The organism is Mesorhizobium sp., from assembly GCF_041661565.1.
In the GTDB taxonomy this organism is placed as follows: domain Bacteria; phylum Pseudomonadota; class Alphaproteobacteria; order Rhizobiales; family Rhizobiaceae; genus Mesorhizobium.
On sequence record NZ_JBAZUD010000085.1, the window covers coordinates 1 to 22,429 of the forward strand.

15 protein-coding genes are annotated in these 22,429 nt (G+C 62.7%); 11 read left to right on the plus strand and 4 right to left on the minus strand.

All coding sequences use genetic code 11. The features are described 5' to 3' along the window. Positions 1-112 precede the first annotated feature (112 nt). The 4 genes from WC739_RS15870 to WC739_RS15885 form a co-directional block, all read right to left on the minus strand. Positions 113-1,255 carry a DegT/DnrJ/EryC1/StrS family aminotransferase gene (locus WC739_RS15870; protein WP_372953978.1) on the minus strand — a complete coding sequence of 381 codons (1,143 nt, stop codon included), beginning with the start codon at positions 1,253-1,255 and terminating at the stop codon, positions 113-115. A gap of 267 nt (positions 1,256-1,522) precedes the next feature. Further along, complete coding sequence (locus WC739_RS15875) at positions 1,523-2,446, minus strand: carbohydrate kinase (protein WP_372953979.1); 924 nt, start codon at positions 2,444-2,446, stop codon at positions 1,523-1,525. After that, positions 2,443-2,889, minus strand: a complete 447-nt coding sequence (locus WC739_RS15880; protein WP_372953980.1) for an RbsD/FucU family protein — start codon at positions 2,887-2,889, stop codon at positions 2,443-2,445. Before WC739_RS15880 ends, WC739_RS15875 begins: the two co-directional genes overlap by 4 nt. Beyond that, positions 2,890-4,116 (minus strand): ROK family protein, encoded by a 1,227-nt coding sequence (locus WC739_RS15885; protein ID WP_372953981.1) that lies wholly within the window; start codon positions 4,114-4,116, stop codon positions 2,890-2,892. It abuts the gene before it with no gap. 208 nt (positions 4,117-4,324) lie between these two features. Between WC739_RS15885 and WC739_RS15890 the strand changes: the two genes are divergently transcribed. From WC739_RS15890 to WC739_RS15940, 11 genes are all read left to right on the plus strand, one after another. Beyond that, positions 4,325-5,353 carry a sugar ABC transporter substrate-binding protein gene (locus WC739_RS15890; RefSeq protein ID WP_372953982.1) on the plus strand — a complete coding sequence of 343 codons (1,029 nt, stop codon included), beginning with the start codon at positions 4,325-4,327 and terminating at the stop codon, positions 5,351-5,353. 98 nt (positions 5,354-5,451) lie between these two features. Beyond that, a complete protein-coding gene (locus tag WC739_RS15895; protein ID WP_372953983.1) occupies positions 5,452-6,528 on the plus strand; it encodes an ABC transporter permease in 1,077 nt (358 codons plus the stop codon). After that, positions 6,525-7,307, plus strand: a complete 783-nt coding sequence (locus tag WC739_RS15900; protein WP_372953984.1) for an ATP-binding cassette domain-containing protein — start codon at positions 6,525-6,527, stop codon at positions 7,305-7,307. Before WC739_RS15895 ends, WC739_RS15900 begins: the two co-directional genes overlap by 4 nt. Before the next feature lie 157 nt (positions 7,308-7,464). Then, positions 7,465-9,933, plus strand: a complete 2,469-nt coding sequence (locus WC739_RS15905) for a glycogen/starch/alpha-glucan phosphorylase (protein WP_372953985.1) — start codon at positions 7,465-7,467, stop codon at positions 9,931-9,933. A gap of 120 nt (positions 9,934-10,053) precedes the next feature. After that, positions 10,054-12,267, plus strand: a complete 2,214-nt coding sequence (gene glgB, locus WC739_RS15910) for a 1,4-alpha-glucan branching protein GlgB (RefSeq protein ID WP_372953986.1) — start codon at positions 10,054-10,056, stop codon at positions 12,265-12,267. Positions 12,268-12,302: 35 nt separating this feature from the next. Then, the gene (gene glgC / locus WC739_RS15915) at positions 12,303-13,568 is read left to right on the plus strand and encodes a glucose-1-phosphate adenylyltransferase (protein ID WP_372953987.1); all 1,266 of its coding nucleotides are present in this window, start codon (positions 12,303-12,305) and stop codon (positions 13,566-13,568) included. A gap of 3 nt (positions 13,569-13,571) precedes the next feature. Further along, positions 13,572-15,017 carry a glycogen synthase GlgA gene (glgA, locus tag WC739_RS15920; RefSeq protein ID WP_372953988.1) on the plus strand — a complete coding sequence of 482 codons (1,446 nt, stop codon included), beginning with the start codon at positions 13,572-13,574 and terminating at the stop codon, positions 15,015-15,017. Between the two features lie 3 nt (positions 15,018-15,020). Beyond that, a complete protein-coding gene (locus WC739_RS15925; RefSeq protein WP_372953989.1) occupies positions 15,021-16,649 on the plus strand; it encodes an alpha-D-glucose phosphate-specific phosphoglucomutase in 1,629 nt (542 codons plus the stop codon). Between the two features lie 112 nt (positions 16,650-16,761). Then, positions 16,762-18,774 carry a glycogen debranching protein GlgX gene (gene glgX, locus WC739_RS15930; protein WP_372953990.1) on the plus strand — a complete coding sequence of 671 codons (2,013 nt, stop codon included), beginning with the start codon at positions 16,762-16,764 and terminating at the stop codon, positions 18,772-18,774. Continuing rightward, the gene (locus WC739_RS15935) at positions 18,761-20,428 is read left to right on the plus strand and encodes an alpha-glucosidase family protein (protein ID WP_372953991.1); all 1,668 of its coding nucleotides are present in this window, start codon (positions 18,761-18,763) and stop codon (positions 20,426-20,428) included. Before glgX ends, WC739_RS15935 begins: the two co-directional genes overlap by 14 nt. A 419-nt stretch (positions 20,429-20,847) precedes the next feature. Then, a partial coding sequence (locus WC739_RS15940) for a peptide ABC transporter substrate-binding protein (protein ID WP_372953992.1) occupies positions 20,848-22,429 on the plus strand: 1,582 nt, incomplete at its 3' end.

Here is a 22,429-nt window from a genome sequence, read left to right on the forward strand (position 1 = left end):
GCCATTGGTCTATGGCAAGCGTGGCCAAAGCGATGACGCGGACTTCGCCAATCCGCATTTCATCGCCAGCGGCAGGGCAGGGGCCGGATCAGTCGACGCCGGCTGACCGGTGTTACTCGGCGGCGGCCCGCGTGGAGTTCGAGCCGATATAGTTTCGGATCGTCTCCATGATGCGGTCCTGGTCGGCTTCGCTCAGATAGGCATGCATGGGCAGGCAAAGGATCCGGTTCGGCAGTTCCTCCGAAACGGCGAGGCCGTTGGGGGTGCGCGGGTAGTCGCGGTAAGCGACCTGGGCATGCAGCGGCTTGACGTAGTAGATGACGGATGGAATGCCCTTTTCGCCCAGATGCGCTTTCAGCCCGTCGCGCTTTGGCGTCTCGATCGCGTATTGCGCCCATGCGGAACGGCCGCCCTGCAAATTGCGGGCCGCCGTGACGATATCGCCGAGGCCTTCGGCATAACGGTTCGCCACCACCTGACGGGCAACCATTTCGTCCTCGAGGATGGCCAGCTTCTCGATCAGGATCGCTGCCTGGATGGTGTCGAGGCGCGAATTGATGCCGATGCGGACATTGTCGTATTGCGTTTCGCCTTTGCCGTGGAAAGCGAAGGATCGGAGCTGTTCGGCCAGCGCGTCGTCATTGGTGAACATGGCGCCGCCATCGCCGTAGCAGCCAAGCGGCTTTGCCGGATAGAAGCTGGTCGAGCCCACATGGCCGAATGAGCCGCACATCTTGTCATCGGCCGATCCGCCCATCGACTGGGCGGCGTCCTCGATCACCATCAGCCCTTCGCGGTCGGCAATCGCCATGAGGGAATCGTAGTCGGCGGCAAGTCCGAACAGGTCGACGGGAATGATCGCCTTCGGCTTCAGCCGGCCTTCCTTCTTGATCATGGCGATGGCCGCCTCAAGGCTGGCAATGTCGATGTTGTAGGTCACCGGATCGACATCGACGAAGACCGGCTCCGCCTTGGCCAACGCCACCACTTCTGCGGTGGCCGCAAACGTGAAGCTCGGCACGAACACGGCGTCGCCGGGACCGATGCCGGCCGCAAACAGCGGCAGCAGCAGCGCATCGGTGCCGTTGGCGCAGGCAACGACATGTTTGGTGCCGACATAGGCGGCGAGCTTGTTTTCGAACTCGGTGACCTGCGGGCCGAGAATGTAGCGGCCCTCGTCGACCACGCGGTCGATAGCGGCCTTCAGCCGATCGCGGATTCGTTCGCGCTGTGCGCCAAGATCGATGAACTGCATGTCGGCCTCGAAGGTTGTGACCAAGGATAGGGCGGTTTAGCCAGATAGTGGTCCGCTGGTACCAGAGTTGCGCGTGCCGAGAAAGTCGCAGGGCCGGCGCCGCGCATTGCCATGATGGCGCGGTCTGTTACCGATAGGTCCAGCGATCTTCCGCGAGATGCCGGAAATCCGGGCTCAATCGCGCACTATCCCACACTTATAGTCTGATGGCCTCAGCCTGCGAAACATAAAGTGATCGACCGGCTCAACTTATGGTGACGGCCTCGTTCAGGCGATTTCGTGTCGCCAGGGCGGGTTGGCGCCGGCTCGCGAAACCGTCACCGCCGCCGCCTTGGTGCCAAGCTCCAGCGCCTTGCGGATGGCATCCTGCGAAAGCCCGGCGATAGCCGTCTTGGTCAGCAGGCCTTGCTCATGCAGCGAGGCGAGAATGCCGGCGTTGAACGTATCGCCCGCGCCAACCGTGTCGACCACTTCGACCTTGTCGGGCATGACCGTCACGGCATGATCCTTGCTGTAGCCGACCGCGCCTTCGCTGCCGTGCGTGACGACGATCAGCTTGGGCCCGCGGTCGAGCCAGTTGCGGATGACGTCCTCGTGCGAGCCCGCCTCGCCGAACCAGAGCAGGTCTTCGTCCGATAGTTTCACGATATCCGCCATTGCCATCATCGTGCGGATGCGCCGGAGGTGCCTGGCCTTGTCCGGGATGAAGTTCGGCCGGATGTTGGGGTCGAGCATCATGACGCGGCTTTCATGCTCGCGCTTCATGAAGGCCTCGTAGGCACTGCCGGCGGGCTCGGAGATCAGGCTGATGGCCCCAAACAGCATGGCTTCGATCTCGCCGCCGAGCTCCGGCAGGTCGTCGGTGGTCAGCATGCGTCCGGCGGTGTTCTCGTCATAGAATGTGTAGGTCGCCTGGCCGTTGTTCAGCCGTACGAAGGCCAGCGTGGTTGGCCGGGGCGACGTGTGCGCATAGGTGGAACTGACCTTGCTGGCCCCTAGCGCGTCCCGCAACTCGCCGCCGAACAGGTCCGACGACAGGCCGGAAAAGAAACCCGCCGGCGCCCCCAGCCGGCCAAGCGCGATCGCCGTGTTGAAGACCGCGCCGCCGACATAGGGCGCGAAGGCCGGCTCGCCATTGGTCGCTATACGCGGCAGCATGTCGATGAGGGCTTCGCCGCAGCAAAGGATCATGGCTTTCTGGTCTCCGGCGGATGGATCACGCCCTTGCGGATGATGATATTGGCGTAGAGCCTGGGCTCGCTTGTCGCGACGATGGCAAACGCCGATTTGACCCGTGCATAGAAGTCGCCGCCGGCCAGCGCAACCACCTTGCGGCCCGGCGCGCGTCTGGCGCAGATCGCCTCCATCTCGTGATGGACAGGATCGGCCAGCGAAGGATCGCCTTTCACAGATGCGCGAAACAGGGCTTCCGGCACGGCGTCGTCCACCGGCAGGATGCTCAAAATCGCGTCAAGCACTGGGATGAGGTCGTGACCGTCGGCCCGCACCAGCCGGGTTGCCTGGTTTTCGGCCGGATAATTTCCGTCGACCAGGGCGATTTCGTCGCCATGGCCCATGGCGCGCAACGTCGCCAGAAGCTCCGGACCGAGCAGCGGCGGGATCCCGATCAGCATTCAGATGCTCCTGGAAATGGTCGTCGAGCCGATCAGAAACCGTTCCGACAGAGGCAGGCTGGCGCCGCCGAGCGCGCGGGCGTGAATGCCGACGGTGCCTTCGCGAACGGTCGGCAGCTTGAGGCCCTCGCCATCGATCTTGGCAATCGCTTCGATGATGGCATCGACCAGACGGCGTCGCACCGCCTTAGGCATCCATCCGTCGATCACCGCCGCCTCGAAGTCGATGACCGAGGATGCCGAGACGATGGCATAGGCCAGCGCTTTCGCGGCACTCGCGATCCAGCCGTCGAGTTCGGGACCGATGTCGCCCCAGTCTTCCGGCGACGTCCACAAATGCGAGGCCTCGACGCCACGCGCGTTGAGCGCCTTTTCCAGCATGGCGATGGATGCGACGTCGATCAATTGGGCCGGCTTTCCATCCGGCCCGGGCACGGGCATGGAGCCGAGCGCGCCGGCATTGCCGGTTGGCCCGCCGAACAGGCGGCCATTCAAGACGATGCCGCCGCCGGCGAAGGCGCCGATGTAGAAATAGACAAAGTCACGCGCCGCGCCCGCCTGGCCGAAGACGAGTTCGGCGCCGCAGGCCGAGGTCGCATCGTTCTGCAGGTAGACTGGAAAGTCGCATTGCGCCTGGATCTCGGCGCGGATGTCGCGGTGGCGCCATTCGTCCATGACGTCGCGCGGGGCGCCGGCGGTATCGGCCCAGTTCCACAATTCGAACGGCATGGCGATGCCGACGCCGGCGATGCGCTTGTCCTGCGCCGGCGTCAGCTCGCCGCGCATTTGCCGCATGCCGCTGGTGACGAATTCCACGGTCTCGCGCGGCGCCGGGTAGCGGTAGGAATGCTGCAGCATCGACCGGACATTGCCCAGGAAATCGATCAGCACGAGTTCGGCGCTGCGGCGGCCGATCTTCAGGCCGATGAAGAAGGCGCCCTCCGGGTTGAGCGCCATCGGAATGGAAGGCTGGCCGATCTTGCCGCGCAACGGCGCCTGGCGCAGCAGCAGGCTTTCTTCCTCCAGCTCGCGCATGATGACCGAGACCGTCTGCGCCGAGAGCCCAGTCATGCGGGCGATGTCGGATTTCGCCAGGCTGCCATGCTGCCGCACCAGGGAGAGCACCAGCCGCTCATTGTGGTCGCGCATGCCGCTCTGATTGGTGCCGCGGTGAATAAGGCTGTCATTCGCTTCGGGCGAACCGTGCCTCGCAATGGCGGTTTCCACCCTGTTTCCTCCCGTCGTTCCCCTCGATGCTTTTGGGCCAGAATGGGTGAACGATGCAATGCTGTCAATAATAAATAAGAGTGATTTAATTATTGACAGAGGCTCCGGCGTGGTATCTTTTGAGGCGGCGTCCATACTGGGAGAACTTCGTTGGATGCGCTGCGGATGTCGGTTGGCCGGCATCCTGGATGTTCACTGGGAGGAAGTCATGGGTAAGTGGAATATTCTAAAGGCGGCCGTTGCCGGTCTTGCCTTTTATGGCGCGATGGCCTCGACCTCGCACGCGGCCGATATTGTCGGCCTGATCACCAAGACCGAAGGCAATCCGTTCTTCGTCAAGATGCGCGAGGGCGCACAGGCCAAGGCGAAGGAACTCGGCCTTACCCTGCAGACCTTCGCGGGCAAGTTCGATGGCGACAATGACAGCCAGGTCGCCGCGATCGAGAACCTAATTTCAGCCGGCGCCAAGGGCTTTGCCATCGTGCCGAGCGATTCCAGCGCCATCGTGCCGACGATCAAGAAGGCGCGCGATGCCGGCCTGCTGGTCATCGTGCTCGACACGCCGCTCGACCCGATCGACGCGGCCGACGCGACGTTCGCGACCGACAACTTCAAGGCAGGCGAACTGATCGGCGAGTGGGCCAAGGGGACGCTGGGCGACAAGGCATCGAGCGCCAAGATTGCCTTCCTCGACCTCGCCACCAACCAGCCGACCGTCGACTATCTGCGCGACCAGGGCTTCATGAAAGGCTTTGGCATCGACATCAAGGATCCGAAGAAATACGGCGACGAGGCCGATGAGCGTATCTGCGGGCATGAAATGACTGGCGGCGCCGAGGATGGCGGACGCACCGCCATGGAAACCCTGCTGCAGAAATGCCCGGACGTGAACATCATGTACACAATCAATGAACCGGCGGCGGCTGGCGGCTACCAGGCGCTCAAGGCCGCCGGCAAGGACGATGGCTCGGTGCTGGTGGTGTCGATCGACGGCGGCTGCCCGGGCGTCAAGAACGTAGAAGCCGGCGTCATCGGCGCAACCTCGCAGCAATACCCGCTGAAGATGGCGGCGCTGGCTATGGAAGCGATCGAGAAATTCGCCAAGACCGGCGAAAAGCCAAAGCCCACCCCCGGCAAGGACTTCTTCGACACCGGTGCGACGCTGATTACCGACAAGCCGGTCAAGGGCGTCGAATCCATCGATACCAAGAAGGGCCTCGAACTCTGCTGGGGCTGAGACCTTCCTAAGACCCGAAAGAAGGGTTTACACTTCGACGGAAAGGGCGGCCCCGGCCGCTCTTTCCAAAACATGCGATCCTTGGGAGGGGACTGGACATGAGTGACGACACAAGCGGTTCGGCCACAGCCGAACGCGGCCTCCAGGGCAGTGATCAGACGGTGGCAAGCTTCGAGGAGGACGGCCGCTCGGGCCTGAAGAGCCTCCAGAGGTTCCTGCACGAATATCCGACAGCAATTCCCTTCATCGTGCTTGTCGTCGGCATCCTGATTTTCTCGGTGGCGGCCGGCGGCCGGTTCTTTGCGCCGTTCAATCTGTCGCTCGTCCTGCAGCAGGTCACCATCATCGCCTTTCTGGGCATCGCGCAGACCCTGGTCATCCTCACCGCCGGCATCGATCTGTCGGTTGGCGCGATGATGGTGCTGTCGTCCATCGTCATGGGCAGGTTGACCGTCACTTACGGTGTTCCGGTCGAAATCGCCTTTGTTCTGGGCATGCTGACGGGCTTGCTGTGCGGCCTCATCAATGGCGTCCTCGTCGCCATCATCAAGCTGCCGCCCTTTATCGTCACGCTTGGAACCTGGAGCGTCTATGGCGCCATGGTCATCTATGTCTCGCACTCCGAAACCGTGAGGGCGCAGGACATCGAGACGATGGGACCGTGGCTTCAGTGGCTCGGACATACGATCAGGCTGGGTGGCGGCGCGGTGCTGACCTATGGCACCATCGCGATGATCCTGACGGCCCTCATTGTCTGGTACGCGCTCAATCGGACGGCCTTCGGGCGCCACGTCTATGCGACCGGCGATGACGCGGAATCGGCACGGCTTGCCGGCATCAACACACGCGGCACGCTGATTGCCGTCTATACATTGGCCGGCTTGATCTGCGCGGTCGCCAGCTGGGCGCTCATCGGCCGCATCGGCGCCGCCAGTCCGCTAGGCAACCAGACCGCCAATCTCGACGCCATCACCGCCGTGGTCATCGGCGGCACGTCGTTGTTTGGCGGGCGCGGCTCGATTCTGGGGACATTGTTCGGCGCCTTGATCGTCGGCGTGTTCCGCAACGGCCTGGCGCTGGCGGGCGTCGACTCGCTCTGGCAGGAATTCACCGTCGGTATCCTCATCATCCTTGCTGTCACCATCGATCAGTGGATCAGGAAGATTTCAGCATGAGCACCCAGCCCATTCTCCAGGCTAAAGGCCTCAACAAGCGCTATGGCAGGGTGGTGGCCCTCGACAATGCCGATTTCGACCTGATGCCCGGTGAAATCCTTGCCGTCATCGGCGACAACGGCGCCGGCAAATCGACACTGGTCAAGGCGCTGTGCGGTGCCGTGATCCCGGATGCCGGCGCGATAGAACTCGACGGCAAGGTGGTGCATTTCCGCTCGCCCATCGAGGCACGCTTGGCCGGTATCGAAACCGTCTACCAGAACCTGGCCCTGTCGCCAGCGCTCTCCATCGCCGACAACATGTTCCTTGGCCGGGAAATCCGCAAGCCAGGCTTCGTCGGGCAATGGCTGCGCATGCTCGACCGGTCGGCGATGCAGAAGAAAGCGCGCGAGAAGCTTTCCGAACTCGGCCTGATGACCATCCAGAACATCAACCAGTCGGTCGAGACGCTGTCGGGCGGCCAGCGCCAGGGCGTGGCGGTGGCGCGCGCCGCGGCCTTCGGCAGCCGTGTCGTGATCATGGACGAGCCGACCGCCGCGCTGGGCGTCAAGGAGAGCCGCCGGGTCCTGGAACTGATGCTCGACGTGAAGCGGCGCGGCCTGCCGATCGTGCTGATCTCGCACAACATGCCGCATGTCTTCGAGGTGGCGGACCGCATTCACATCCATCGGCTGGGCCGTCGTCTCGCCGTCATCGATCCCAAGCAATATACGATGTCGGATGCCGTCGCCTTCATGACCGGGGCCAAGGTTCCACCGGAGGCCGCGCTGGCGGCTTGACGGCGGCCGGCGCCGGCGGGCGACTGCTGGCAAATTGCCGCAGGGCTGGCTGGTGGTCGGAGATCTAAATCGATTGAGCAATTAAGGGATTGCGCTAGCATGGGCTGGGAGGAATGGTGAAAGCCGGTATGATCGTGGCAACCCTACAAGAGGCAGCATGACGCGCGCGATGACATCTCAAGCTCCCCGACCCGAACTCGAAAACCCCGATCCAAAAACGCTCGCGGCCGAGGTCTTGAGTGCTCTCAAATACAGGGTCGGCAAGGACACCACGGTCGCGACCCAGTATGACTGGCTCACCGCCTCGATCATGGTGGTGCGCGACCGCATCGTCGATCATTGGATGCAGGCGACGAAGGAAGCCTACGAGCAGCAGGAAAAGCGCGTCTACTATTTGTCGCTGGAGTTCCTCATCGGCCGCCTGATGCGCGATGCCTTTTCCAATCTGGGCCTGATGGACAATATGCGCGACGCCTTGTCGTCGCTCGGCGTCGACCTCGACCTTATCGCCGCGCTCGAACCCGATGCAGCGCTTGGCAATGGCGGCCTGGGCCGGCTTGCCGCCTGCTTCATGGAAAGCATGGCGACGGTCGACATTCCCGCGCATGGCTACGGCATCCGCTACGCCAACGGCATGTTCAGGCAGGAGATCCATGACGGCTGGCAGGTCGAACTGCCCGAGACCTGGCTCGATCACGGCAACCCCTGGGAGTTCGAGCGGCGCGAACGTTCTTTCGATGTCGGGTTCGGCGGGTCGGTGGAATCGATCACTGCCAAGGATGGCCGGTTGGAGCGTCATGTCTGGAAACCGATCGAGCATGTCATTGCCGTCGCCTACGACACGCCGGTCGTCGGCTGGCGGGCTAACCGTGTCAACACGCTGCGGCTGTGGTCGGGCATGCCGATCGATCCGATCCTGCTCAGCAAGTTCAATGCCGGCGACCACATCGGCGCGCTGGCCGAAAGCAACAAGGCGGATGCGTTGTCGCGGGTGCTTTATCCCGCCGATTCCCACGTGGCGGGGCAGGAACTCAGGCTGCGGCAGGAGTATTTCTTTTCCACCGCCTCGCTGCAGGACATATTGCAGCGCCATCTCAGCCAATATGGCAATCTGCAGTCCTTGCCAGACAAGGCGGCGATCCATCTCAACGACACCCACCCGGCCATCGCGGTACCGGAGCTGATGCGGCTGTTGATGGATGTCCACGGCATGGATTTCGACCTCGCCTGGGATATCACCAAGCGCACCTTCGGCTATACCAATCACACGCTGCTGCCCGAAGCCCTGGAAAGCTGGCCGGTGCCGCTGTTCGAACGGCTGCTGCCGCGTCACATGCAAATCGTCTACGCCATCAACGCGCAGGTGCTTCTCGAGGCACGCGCCACCAACCACTTCTCCGACGAGCAGATCAGCCGCATCTCGCTGATCCAGGAAAATGGCGATCGCCGGGTACGCATGGGCAATCTCGCATTTGTCGGCTCCCACTCGATCAACGGCGTCTCGGCGCTGCACACGGAGCTGATGAAGGAAACGGTGTTCGCCGACCTTCACGAGCTCTATCCCGACCGCATCAACAACAAGACCAACGGCATCACGCCGCGGCGCTGGCTGATTCAGTGCAATCCTGGTCTGACAACGCTCGCCCGCGAGGCGATCGGCGACCGCTTCCTTGATGACATCGACGCCATCAAGGATCTCGATGCCTTCGCCGACGATGCCCTGTTTCGCGACAAGTTCGCCGCCGTCAAGCGGGAGAACAAGGTGCGGCTGGCCAATCTTGTCGCCGATCGGCTCGGCATCAAGGTCGATCCCTCGGCGCTGTTCGATATCCAGATCAAGCGCATCCATGAATACAAGCGCCAGCTTCTGAATATCCTCGAGGCGATCTCGCTCTACGACCAGATCCGCTCGCATCCCGAGCGCGACTGGATGCCGCGCGTGAAATTCTTCGGCGGCAAGGCGGCTCCCAGCTACCACAATGCCAAGCTGATCATCAAACTCGCCAATGACGTCGCCAAGGTCATCAATCGCGACCCGGCCGTGCGTGGCCTGCTGAAGGTCGTGTTCGTGCCGAACTACAATGTCAGCCTGGCCGAGATCATGATGCCGGCCGCCGACCTGTCGGAGCAGATCTCGACCGCCGGCATGGAGGCGTCCGGTACCGGCAACATGAAGTTCGCGCTGAACGGGGCGCTCACCATCGGTACGCTGGACGGCGCCAATGTCGAGATCAAGGAATGCGTCGGCGACGACAACATCTTCATCTTCGGCCTGACCACCGCCGAGGTCGCCGAACGGCGCAACAACGGCTACAATCCCCGCGCGGTGATCGAAGGCTCGCCGGAACTTTCACAAGCGGTCGCCGCGGTTTCGTCGGGCGTTTTCTCGCCGGACGATCCGGAGCGGTATCGCGAGCTCATCAACGGTCTCTTCGACAGCGACTGGTTCATGGTCGCCGCGGATTTCGATGCCTATTCGGATGCACAGCGCGAGGTGGATGCGGTCTGGCGCAACAGTCCCGACTGGTATGCCAGGGCGATCCGCAACGTGGCGCGTGTCGGCTGGTTCTCTTCCGATCGCACGATCCGTCAATACGCGAAAGAAATCTGGAACGTGCCTGTCTGATGTGATTGCATGAGGCCATGAACGATGTGGTGCGTGCGGGAACTCGCCCGAGCGCGTTGCGGTTAATGGCAATGACATGCACAAAACAAGCATTTGGTGCCCGAGGAGGGACACTGCCTTATGAGGAAGCCGAGCGTGACCGCTGCGACAGGCGGGCCGGACGGACTGGCGGCCGCCAGCGATGTTGCGGCGATTGTCGCCGGCACGCACGGAGATCCCTTCGCGGTCCTCGGCGTCCATGAGGTCGGCAAGGGTCTGTTTGCGCGTTGCTTTGTTCCACACGCCGAGTTCGTCACCGCCTATACGCTGGACGGCAGCGTCGCGGGTGAACTGTCAAGACGCGACGACGGCGGATTTTTCGAAGGCAGGCTGTCGATCCGCAAGCGTCAGCCGCTGCGCTATCATGCCAGGAACGCTGGCGGAGACTGGTGGCTGACGGACCCCTATTCATTCGGTCCGGTGCTCGGCCCGATGGACGATTACTACATTGCCGAAGGTTCGCATCTGAGGTTGTTCGACAAGCTTGGGGCGCATGTCATCGAGCACGAGGGTGCCTCCGGCGTGCATTTCGCCGTCTGGGCTCCCAATGCAAGGCGCGTCTCGGTGGTCGGCGACTTCAATGAATGGGACGGTCGCCGGCACTCCATGCGCGACCGTCGCGACACCGGCATCTGGGAAGTCTTCATTCCCGATATCGGCGCCGGCCATCCCTACAAATACGAGATCATCGGCCCGGATGGCGTCAGGTTGCCGTTGAAGGCCGATCCGTTCGCCTTCAAGTCCGAATTGCGTCCGGCGACGGCCTCCGTCGTTGCCATGCCGCCGGCGCATGAATGGGGCGACGAGGCGCACCGCAATTACTGGCGCAATGCCGATCCCCGGCGCGAAGCCATCTCGATCTACGAGGTCCATGCCGGCTCCTGGCAGCTTCGCGACGACGGAACCTTCCTGTCCTGGGACGAGATGGCCGACAGGTTGATCCCCTATGTGGTCGAAACCGGCTTCACCCACATCGAGTTCATGCCGATCTCCGAACACCCCTACGATCCGTCCTGGGGGTATCAGACGACCGGTCTCTACGCGCCGTCGGCCCGCTTTGGCGATCCGGACGGTTTTGCCCGCTTCGTCGACGGCGCCCATCGCGCCGGCCTCGGTGTCATACTGGACTGGGTGCCGGCGCATTTTCCGGTCGACGAGCACGGCCTGGCGCATTTCGACGGCACCGCGCTCTATGAGCATGCCGATCCGCGCCAGGGTTTCCATCCCGACTGGAACACAGCGATCTACAATTTCGGGCGGCGCGAGGTGGTGTCGTTCCTGGTCAACAACGCGCTGTTCTGGGCCGAAAAATATCATGTCGACGGTCTGCGCGTCGATGCGGTCGCCTCGATGCTTTACCTCGACTATTCCCGCAAGGCCGGCGAATGGATCCCCAATGAAAAAGGCGGCCGCGAAAACCTCGAGGCGGTCAGCTTCCTGCGGAAGATGAACAAGGAGGTCTACGGCCACCATCCGGGCGTCATCACCATAGCCGAGGAATCGACTTCATGGCCAAAGGTCTCGGCGCCGGTGCATGAAGGCGGGCTGGGGTTCGGCTTCAAGTGGAACATGGGCTTCATGCACGACACGCTGGAGTATTTCGCCAGGGAGCCGATCTACCGCAAGCACCACCACAACGACCTCACATTCGGCCTGGTCTACGCCTATTCGGAAAACTTCGTCCTGCCGCTCTCGCATGACGAGGTCGTTCACGGCAAAGGAACGTTGCTTGCCAAGATGGCCGGCGACGACTGGCAGAAATTCGCGACCTTGCGCGCCTACTATGCCTTCATGTGGGGTTATCCCGGCAAGAAACTGTTGTTCATGGGGCAGGAGTTCGCGCAGCGGCGCGAGTGGAGCGAGGCACGCGCGCTCGACTGGAACCTGCTCGATTCGCCACAGCATCGCGGCGTCTGGCAGACGGTGCGCGACCTCAACTACCTCTACCGCTCGCGTCCGGCGCTGCATGGGCGCGACTGCGAGCCGGAAGGGTTCTCCTGGCTGATCGCCGATGACAGCCAGAACTCGGTTTTCGCCTGGCTGCGCAGTGCGCCTGGCGGCAATCCGGTGGCCGTCATCTCCAACTTCACGCCCGTGCCGCGCGACGACTATCGCGTGCCTTTGCCGAAAGCGGGAAAGTGGCGCGAGATCATGAACACCGACGGTGCCGACTACGGCGGTTCCGGCAAGGGCAATGGCGGCACGGTCGAAGCGGTTGAGCAGGGCGGCGGCGTCTCTGCAACAATGCTTTTGCCGCCGCTGGCGACGATCATGCTTGAACTTGTCGCCGACTGAGCCATTTCGGGATTGAATGAATTTGGGAGGGTGAGATGGCAGAAACGAAACGAACCCAGCCGCTGGCGCGCGATGCGATGGCCTATGTATTGGCCGGCGGCCGCGGCAGCCGCCTCAGGGAACTGACCGACCGCCGCGCCAAGCCTGCCGTCTATTTCGGCGGCAAGACGCGCATCATCGACTTCGCCCTGTCCAACGCGCTCAACTCCGGCATCCGCCGTCTTGGCGTCGCCACCCAGTACAAGGCGCATTCGCTGATCCGCCACCTGCAGCGTGGCTGGAACTTCCTGCGGCCGGAGCGAAACGAGAGCTTCGACATCCTGCCGGCCAGCCAGCGCGTGTCGGAGACGCAGTGGTACGAGGGCACGGCCGACGCCGTCTACCAGAACATCGACATCATCGAGGCCTATGGCCCGGAATACATGGTGATCCTCGCTGGCGACCATATCTACAAGATGGATTACGAGTTGATGCTGCGCCAGCATGTCGACGCCAATGCCGACGTCACGGTCGGCTGCCTCGAAGTGCCGCGCATGGAAGCAACCGGCTTCGGTGTCATGCATGTCGATGACAAGGACAACATCATTTCCTTCATCGAGAAGCCGGCCGATCCTCCGGGCATTCCCGGCCAGCCTGAACTCGCGCTGGCTTCCATGGGCATCTATGTCTTCAAGACTACGTTCCTGATGGATCAGTTGCGCCGCGACGCCGCCGAACCGGGGTCGAGCCGCGACTTCGGCAAGGACATCATTCCCTATATCGTCGAGCACGGGAAGGCGGTCGCACACCGCTTCGCCAAATCCTGCGTCCGCTCGACTGCCGAAAACGAAGCCTACTGGCGCGACGTGGGAACCGTCGACGCCTATTGGGAAGCCAATATCGACCTGACCGATATCACCCCCGAGCTCGACCTTTACGACCGTGACTGGCCGATCTGGACCTATGCAGAGTTGAAGCCACCGGCAAAGTTCGTTCATGACGAGGATGGCCGCCGCGGTTCGGCCGTGTCGTCGCTGGTGTCGGGCGACTGCATCGTGTCCGGAGCGTCGCTGAAGAGAAGCCTGATCTTCACCGGCGCGCGCATCAATTCCTATTCGACGCTGGAAGAAGTCGTCATGCTGCCCGACGTTCACGTTGGCCGGAACGCGAAGTTGAAGCGCGTGGTCATCGACCACGGTGTAAGGATACCGGAAGGGCTGGTGGTTGGCGAAGACCCCATCCTCGACGCCAAGCGCTTCCGCCTATCCGAAAAGGGCATCTGCCTGGTCACTCAGGACATGATCGACAAGCTAGGTCTCTGACGCATGCAGGTTCTGTCGGTCACGCCCGAAATCTTCCCGCTGATCAAGACCGGCGGGCTTGCCGACGTGACCGGAGCACTGCCGATCGCTCTCGCCGCCAAGGGCGTGACCATGCGCACGCTCATTCCTGGTTTTCCGAGCGTGATGGCTGCCTTCAAGAAAAAGAAGCCGGTCCTGCAGTATCCGCTGCTGCAAGGCGGGAAGGCCTCGGTCCATGCGGTGCGGCTTGCCGGGCTCGATCTGTTGGTGCTCGACGCGCCGCATCTGTTTGATCGTCCCGGCGGCCCCTATGGCAACCCGTCGGGAGCCGACTGGCCGGACAATTGGCGGCGCTTCGCGGCGCTGAGCCAGGTCGGCGGCGATATCGCCGGCGGCGCCATTGCACGCTACCAGCCCGATATCGTCCATGCCCATGACTGGCAGTCGGCGATGACGCTTGCCTATATGCGTTACGGCAAGGCGGTCGGCGTCCCGTCCATGATGACTGTCCACAACCTCGCCTTCCAGGGCCAGTTCGGCGCCGGCATTTTCGGCGAGCTAGCCCTGCCGGCCGCGGCGATGGCTCTTGACGGCGTCGAATATTATGGCGGCGTCGGCTTCCTCAAGGCCGGCCTGCAGGCCGCCTGGGCAATCACCACCGTCAGCCCGACCTACGCGCAGGAGATCCGCTCACCGGAATTCGGCATGGGTCTCGACGGCCTCATCAACATGCGCTCCAACGATCTTCACGGCATTGTCAACGGCATCGACACCGGCATCTGGAATCCGGAAACCGACAAGCATCTGGTTTCGACCTTCGCGGCCAAGACCCTGAAGGCGCGCGCGCCCAACAGGGCGGCCGTCGAGGAGCGCTTCAACCTCGATCGCGACGAGAGCCCGATCGTCTGCGTCATCAGCCGCCTGACCTGGCAAAAAGGCATGGACATTCTGGCGACGGTGGTCGACGGCATTGTCGCAACGGGCGTGCGCCTTGCCGTCCTGGGGGCGGGCGATGCGGGTCTGGAAGGCGCGCTGCTCGCCGCCGCGGCTCGGCATCGCGGCCGCGTCGGGGTCGTTGTCGGCTATGACGAGGGGCTCTCGCACATCATGCAAGGCGGGTGCGACGCGATCGTCATCCCGTCGCGCTTCGAACCCTGCGGGCTGACACAACTCTACGGCCTGCGCTACGGCTGCGTTCCGGTGGTCGCCCGCACGGGTGGCCTGGCCGATACGGTCATCGATGCCAATGAAGCCGCGGTCTCGGCCGGTGTCGCCACCGGTTTCCAGTTCGCCCCCAACAATGCCGGCGCCTTGCTGCACGCGATGCGCCGTCTTGTCGACGCTTATAATGCTCCGGCTGTGTGGGAGGCCTTACAGCGCCAAGGCATGAAGGCCGATGTGTCGTGGGACAAGAGCGCGGAGAAATACATTGAACTTTATCGTTCGCTGCTTTCGAGAGGGGCTGCCTGAAGCATGATCCGAACCGTCCCCACCAAACCCTATTCCGACCAGAAGCCCGGCACGTCGGGCCTGCGCAAGAAGGTGCCGGTGTTCCAGCAGGAGCACTATGCCGAGAACTTCATCCAGTCGATCTTCGATGCGCTGGAGGGCTTCGAGGGCAAGACGCTGGTGATCGGCGGCGATGGCCGCTTCTACAACCGCGAGGTCATCCAGAAGGCGATCGCCATGGCGGCGGCCAACGGCTTCGGCAAGGTGATGGTCGGGCAGGGTGGCATCCTGTCGACGCCCGCCGCCTCGCATGTCATCCGCAAGTATCAGACCTTCGGCGGCATCATCCTGTCGGCCAGCCACAATCCGGGTGGACCGCATGAGGATTTCGGCATCAAGTACAATGCCGGCAATGGCGGCCCGGCGCCTGAAAAGCTCACCGACGCGATCTTCGAGAAGACCAAGTCGATTTCGAGTTTCAAGACCGCCGATATCGATCCGATCGACATCGACAGTATCGGCACGGTCCAGGCCGCCGGCATGACGGTCGAGATCATCGACCCGGTCGCCGACTATGCCGGACTGATGGAAAGCCTGTTCGACTTCGACGCGCTGCGCAAACTGTTCAAGTCGGGTTTCCGCATGCGCTTCGATGCGATGCATGCGGTGACCGGTCCCTACGCCAAGGAGATCCTCGAGAACCGGCTCGGCGCGCCGGACGGCACCTGCCGCAATTTCAAGCCGCTGCCGGATTTCGGTGGCCACCATCCCGACCCGAACCTCGTTCATGCCAAGCATCTCTATGACGAGATGATGGGTCCGGACGCGCCGGATTTCGGCGCTGCTTCCGACGGCGACGGCGATCGCAACCTGATCATCGGCAAGGGCATCTTCGTCACCCCGTCGGATTCGGTAGCCATGCTGGCCGCCAACGCCCATCTGGCGCCCGGCTACAAGGACGGCCTGAAGGGCATCGCCCGTTCGATGCCGACCAGCGGCGCCGCCGACCGCGTGGCCGACAAACTCGGCATCGGACTCTATGAAACCCCGACCGGCTGGAAGTTCTTCGGCAATCTCCTCGATGCCGGCATGGCAACGATCTGCGGCGAGGAAAGCGCAGGCACAGGCTCCAACCATGTGCGCGAAAAGGACGGCCTGTGGGCCGTGCTGTTGTGGCTCAACATCCTTGCCGCGCGCGCCGAAAGCTGCAAGCAGATTGTCACCGAGCACTGGGCGACCTATGGGCGCAACTATTATTCGCGCCACGACTATGAGGAGGTCGAAAGCGACCGCGCCAACGCGCTGGTCGACGAACTCCGCGCCAAGCTCGGTTCGCTGCCGGGCACCAGCGTGCGCGGCATGACCATCGCCAGCGCCGATGACTTCGCCTATCACGACCCGGTCGACGGTTCGACCAGCGAGCATCAGGGCATCAGGGTGCTGTTCGAAGGCGGCTCGCGCGTCGTCTTTCGGCTCTCCGGCACCGGCACTTCGGGCGCGACCTTGCGCGTCTACATCGAGCGCTACGAGCCGGACAAGTCGAAGCACGATCTGGACACCCAGGTCGCCCTTGCCGACCTGATTGCCGCCGCCGATGATATCGCCGAAATCCACAGCCACACCGGCCGCCCCAAGCCGAGCGTGATTACTTGAGGGTGACGCTGGGTTTCCGTAGCTCACGCACAGCGCCGTCTGAGACAATAAGGGGTCTGTGGCGCTGTGCCACCCGAGGGGTGCTTCGCGCTAGCCTGGGCGATGTTTTCCAGTGACCAAACTCGGCGCCACCATCACCCAAGCGGGCATCCGCTTCGCTGCCTGGTCCTCGTCGGCCCGTCGCCTCTGGGTCTCGATCTTCGACGAGCATGGGGCACGTGAACTCGATCGGTTGGAACTGCAGTCCGAAGGCGATGGGGTCCACGCGCTGTTCGCCGCCGGCCTTGGACCCGGAACCCGCTACGGATTTCGCGCCGATGGCGACTACGCGCCGGAGCGGGGCCGGTGGTTCGACCCGGACAAGCTGCTGATCGATCCCTACGCCATCGAAATCGACAGGCCCTACGCCCACGATTGGCGGCTTGCCCAGCGACGTAGCCAGGGGGCCGACACCGCACCCCTGATGCCAAAGGCAATCGTGGTCGCGTTGCCAGAGCCGGTGGCGCCTCTACCGCCCGTCTTCCAGCCCGGCGGCCTGATCTACGAGCTCAACGTCCGCGCCTTCACCAAGCTACATCCGGACATCCCGGAAGTGCAGCGCGGTACGATCGCGGCGCTTGCCCACCCTGCTATCATCGAGCATCTCACAAAGCTCGGCGTCTCCGCCGTCGAACTGATGCCGGTAACTGCGTCGATCGACGAGCGGCATCTGCCGCCGCTCGGGCTGCGCAATGCCTGGGGCTATAATCCGGTGACGTTCATGGCGCTCGATCCGCGCCTGGCGCCGGGCGGCATTGTCGAATTGCGGGACACGGTCGCCGCCCTGCGCAAAGCCGGTATCGGCACCATCCTCGACCTCGTCTTCAACCACACCGGCGAGAGCGACTGGCTCGGGCCGACGCTGTCGCTGCGCGGCCTCGACAATCAGGCCTATTACAGGCATGAGCCCGACGGCACGCTGGCCAACGACACCGGCACCGGCAACACGGTTGCCTGCGATCACCCGGTCGTCGCGGAATTGATCCTCGACACGCTTCGCCACTTTGTCCGCCGCGCGGGGGTGGATGGCTTCCGCTTCGACCTGGCGTCCATACTCGGGCGGGTCGACGGCAGGTTCGACGCTGACGCGCCATTGCTGAGGGCGATGCGCAACGATGCGCTATTGGCCGAACGCGTGCTCATCGCCGAGCCTTGGGACATCGGCTATCACGGTTATCAGCTCGGCAATTTTCCGCCGCCCTTCCTCGAATGGAACGACAAGTACCGCGACGATATCAGGCGCTTCTGGCGTGGCGACGCCGGCATTGTGGGCGCATTGGCGACCCGGCTTGCCGGTTCGTCCGATGTCTTTGGCAAGTCAGGACAACAGGCCAGCCGCACCGTCAACTTCATCGCCGCCCATGACGGCATGACGCTGGCCGATATCGTGCGTTATGAACACAAGCACAATGAAGCCAATGGCGAGCACAATCGCGACGGCCACGATGAAAACCTGTCGTGGAACAACGGTATCGAGGGCGATGCTGACGACCCCTCAGTCGCGGCGGCTCGCCTGCGCGACCAATACGCGCTGCTGGCCACGCTGTTTGCCTCGCGCGGCACCATCATGCTGACGGCCGGCGATGAGTTCGGCCGTACCCAGCAAGGCAACAACAACGCCTATGCACAGGACAACGCCATCACCTGGCTCGACTGGGCCGGGCGCAACCAGGCGCTGGAGCACCACACCGCGCTGTTCGCCGCGATGCGCCGCAAGGTGGCGGCGCTGTCGGATTCGAGCTTCCTGACCGGTCGGCCACCGGCTGGTTCGGAGATACCGGATGTGGCCTGGTTGACAGAGACAGGGGCGCCGCTCGATGAGCAGGACTGGCAGGATCCGCGGCGGCACCGGCTGGTCATGATCACGGGTGGCCCGGCCGACGGAGAACGTTTCGCTACTGTCATCAACGGAGATCGTCGGGCCTGCATGTTCACGCTGCCCGAGCGCGCGGACTTTGCCTGGGTACCGGCCATCGAAGAAGGCGGGAACATCTCGCAACCGGTTCCGGGACGCCAAGTTATGTTCATGATCGAGCGAAACGTCGCGCGGGTCAGACCAAAGGAGAACCGCCATGGCGGAAAGTGACAATGCGCCGTGGTGGCGCGGGTGCGTCATCTATCAGATCTATCCGCGTTCCTTTCAGGACACGACAGGCGACGGCAGCGGCGACCTGCGTGGCGTGACATCGAGGCTGGCCCATGTCGCCTCGCTTGGCGTCGATGCCATCTGGCTGTCGCCCTTCTTCAAGTCGCCAATGGCCGACATGGGCTACGACGTATCGGATTATCGCGCGGTCGACCCGATGTTCGGCACTTTGGACGACTTCGATGCGATGGTCGCCGAGGCGCACCGGCTCGGCCTGAAGGTCATCATCGACCAGGTGCTGTCGCATTCATCCGAAAGCCACGACTGGTTCTTCGAGAGCCGGGCCAGCAGGACCAACCCCAAGGCCGACTGGTATGTCTGGGCCGATGCCAGGCCCGATGGCAACGCCCCAAACAACTGGCTTTCCGTCTTCGGTGGCCCGGCATGGGAGTGGGATTCGACCCGCCGGCAATACTATCTGCACAATTTCCTCGCCTCGCAGCCCGACCTGAATTTCCACAATCTGGAGGTCCAGGACGCGCTGCTGGACACGGTCCGCTTCTGGCTTGATCGTGGCGTCGACGGCTTCCGGCTGGATACGGTCAATTACTACGTTCACGACCGCTGGCTGCGCAGCAATCCGCCCCTGGCATCGAGCGTTGCCGGCACCAACACCGAGGCCAGCACCTACCTCTACCAAGAGCATCTGTTCGACAAGACACAGCCGGAAAACCTGGCATTCCTCACGCGCTTCCGCGCAATGCTCGATGAGTATGACGATCGGGCCGTGGTTGGCGAGATCGGCGACGAAGGCCGCTCGCTGCAGACGTTGGCCGCCTACACCACGGGCGGCGACAAACTCCATATGTGCTACACGTTCGATCTGCTGGGGCCGGAGTTTTCCGCGGCGCATGTGCGCGCTTGCGTCGAGGCTTTCGAAACGTCCGTATCCGATGGCTGGGTCTGCTGGGCGTTCTCCAATCATGACGTGGTTCGCCATGTCAGTCGCTGGACAAGACCGGGCGGCGATCCCGACGCGGTCGCGAGGTTCTCGATCCTGCTGTTGTGTTGCTTGCGCGGCTCGATCTGCCTTTACGAAGGTGAGGAACTGGGCCTTGAGGAGGCGGTGCTGAACTATGAGGACCTGCGCGATCCCGTCGGCATCCGCTTCTGGCCTGGCCTGAAGGGCAGGGACGGTTGCCGCACGCCGATGGTATGGCAGGCCGGCGCCGAAAATGCGGGCTTTTCAACGGGGAGACCCTGGTTACCGGTACCCGCCAGCCATGAAGTCCGTGCGGTCGATGTCCAGAATGCCGACAATTCCTCGGTGCTTGCGTTCTATCGGGCCGCGCTGGCCATGCGCAGGGACCATGAGGCGCTGGTGACGGGCTCGATCCGCTTACTCGACGCGGAGGGCGACGTGCTTGCCTTCATCCGCGTGGGCGTCGGCGAGAAGCTGCTCTGTGTGTTCAATTTCAGCGCGTCGGCGGCCGTTTGGCGCTTGCCCGGCGAGATCGGCGCGCTCACCAGGCTGGACGGCGAGGCCGAAGTCGTCGGGCAGACCGAGCTTTCACTGTCGGCGCTTGGTTGCTTCGTCGGGCGGTTCGACTGGCTGAGCGTTGATACGCCCACGGAAGGTCCAGACTATTCTTGAAACCCGTGCGTCTTCGGTCGATTCTTTGTGTTTCACGCCAAGTGTTACTCACGGGTGCGACGCATTCGTTCGGTAAATCGTTCGCAAGGCAGCGAAAAGCAGCCGGGCATCCTTGAGGCTGCGCCGGCACATTGCCGACGAGCCGACCTCGCCCCCACAATCTTGTGGAAATCCGCATCGAAATGAAGAAATCAAGTCAAGCTTCTGATTTCGGCGGTTGTTTGCGACCGCGCGGCACAGCTTTCGTCGCGCCTTACTTTGGGTGACCCAGAGAGTCTGTTGAAATAAAAACTCACCGCGTTAGTGTTTGGGCACCAGCCGCGGGAAGGGAACCGGCGGCGCGCTCGAAGGACCAGGCATCGGATCCGGGGCGTCAACACTCAAGGCTCGCCGGTGGCGTCGCCGACAGGGAGAACTTCATGCTGAAAAACATGCTGAAGGCGACAGTGTTCGCCACGACCATGACTTTGGCGGTCGGCGCGTTCCATGCGCCGGCCTTCGCCGAGACCGTCTACAACAGGGGCACCGCCGCCGAGTCGGAATCGGTCGACCCGCACAAGACCTCGACGGTCTATGAAGCGAATGTCTTGCGTGACCTGTTCCAGGGCCTGATCATGCAGGACGAGAAGGCGAACATCATTCCGGGCGCGGCCGAAAGCTGGACGGTTTCGGACGACGGCACCGTCTATACGTTCAAGCTGCGCAAGGACGGCATGTGGTCGGATGGCAGCCCGGTGACGGCGGATGATTTCGTCTACGCTTTCCGTCGGCTGGAGGATCCCGCGACCGGCGCCGAATACGCTTCCATGCTCTATCCCATCAAGAATGCCGAGGAAGTGAACACCAAGAAGGGCAAGGTGGAGGACATGGGTGTCAAGGCGATCGACGCCGGCACTCTGGAGGTGACGCTCAAGGCGCCGACGCCCTATTTCCTCGAAATGCTGACGCACCAGGCGACCTATCCCGTCAGCAAGGCGTCCATTGAGAAACTTGGCGCCGACTGGATCAAGCCGGGCAATCTGGTTTCGAACGGTGCCTACACATTGGCTGAGTGGGTTCCTAACGACCATATGAAGCTGGTCAAGAATCCGAAATTCTGGGATGCCGGGAGCGTCAAGTTCGACGTGGTCAACTATATCCCGACCGAAGATCGCTCGTCGGCGATGAAGCGCTTCGAGGCAGGCGAACTGGACAGCTATGACGACCTTCCGACCGAACAGCTCGCTGACCTGAAGACCAAGTTCGGCGATCAGATCCGCGTCGGACCTCAGCTCGGCACCTATTATTATGCGATCAAGACCGACAAGGCGCCCTGGGACAATCCGGAATTGCGCAATGCCATTTCGATGGCGATCGACCGCGACTTCCTGGCGGAGAAGGTCTGGCAGAACGCCATGCTGCCCGGCTACTCGATGGTGCCTCCCGGCATCGAGGGCTACACACCGGCGATGGCCAAATTCGCCGACATGTCCCAGATCGACCGCGAGGATGCGGCCAAGAAAATCCTTGAGAAGCTCGGCTATACTCCCGAGAAACCCCTGAAGATGGAAATCCGCTACAACACTTCGGAAAATCACAAGAACACGGCGGTCGCCATCCAAGAGCAATTGAAGCCGCTCGGCGTCGACGTCACGCTGCTCAACACCGACACCAAGACCCACTATTCCTTCCTTGAGCAGAAAGGCGATTATGACGTGGCGCGCGCCGCCTGGATCGCCGATTACAAGGATCCGGAAACCTTCCTCGGCATCTCGCGCAAGGCGAGCGGCAACAACTACTCGGACTACAATAGCCCGAAATACGAGGAGGCCATGGACAAGGCCGCCGCCGCCGGCGGCAAGCCGGAAGATCGCATGAAGGACCTCTCCGATGCCGAGCGGGTCCTCATCGACGAGGTCGGCCAGATCCCGCTCCTCTACTACAGCTACCACGACATCGTGTCCTCGAAGCTGCATGGCTTCACCGACAATGTGATGGACATCCATCCGTCTCGCTTCATCT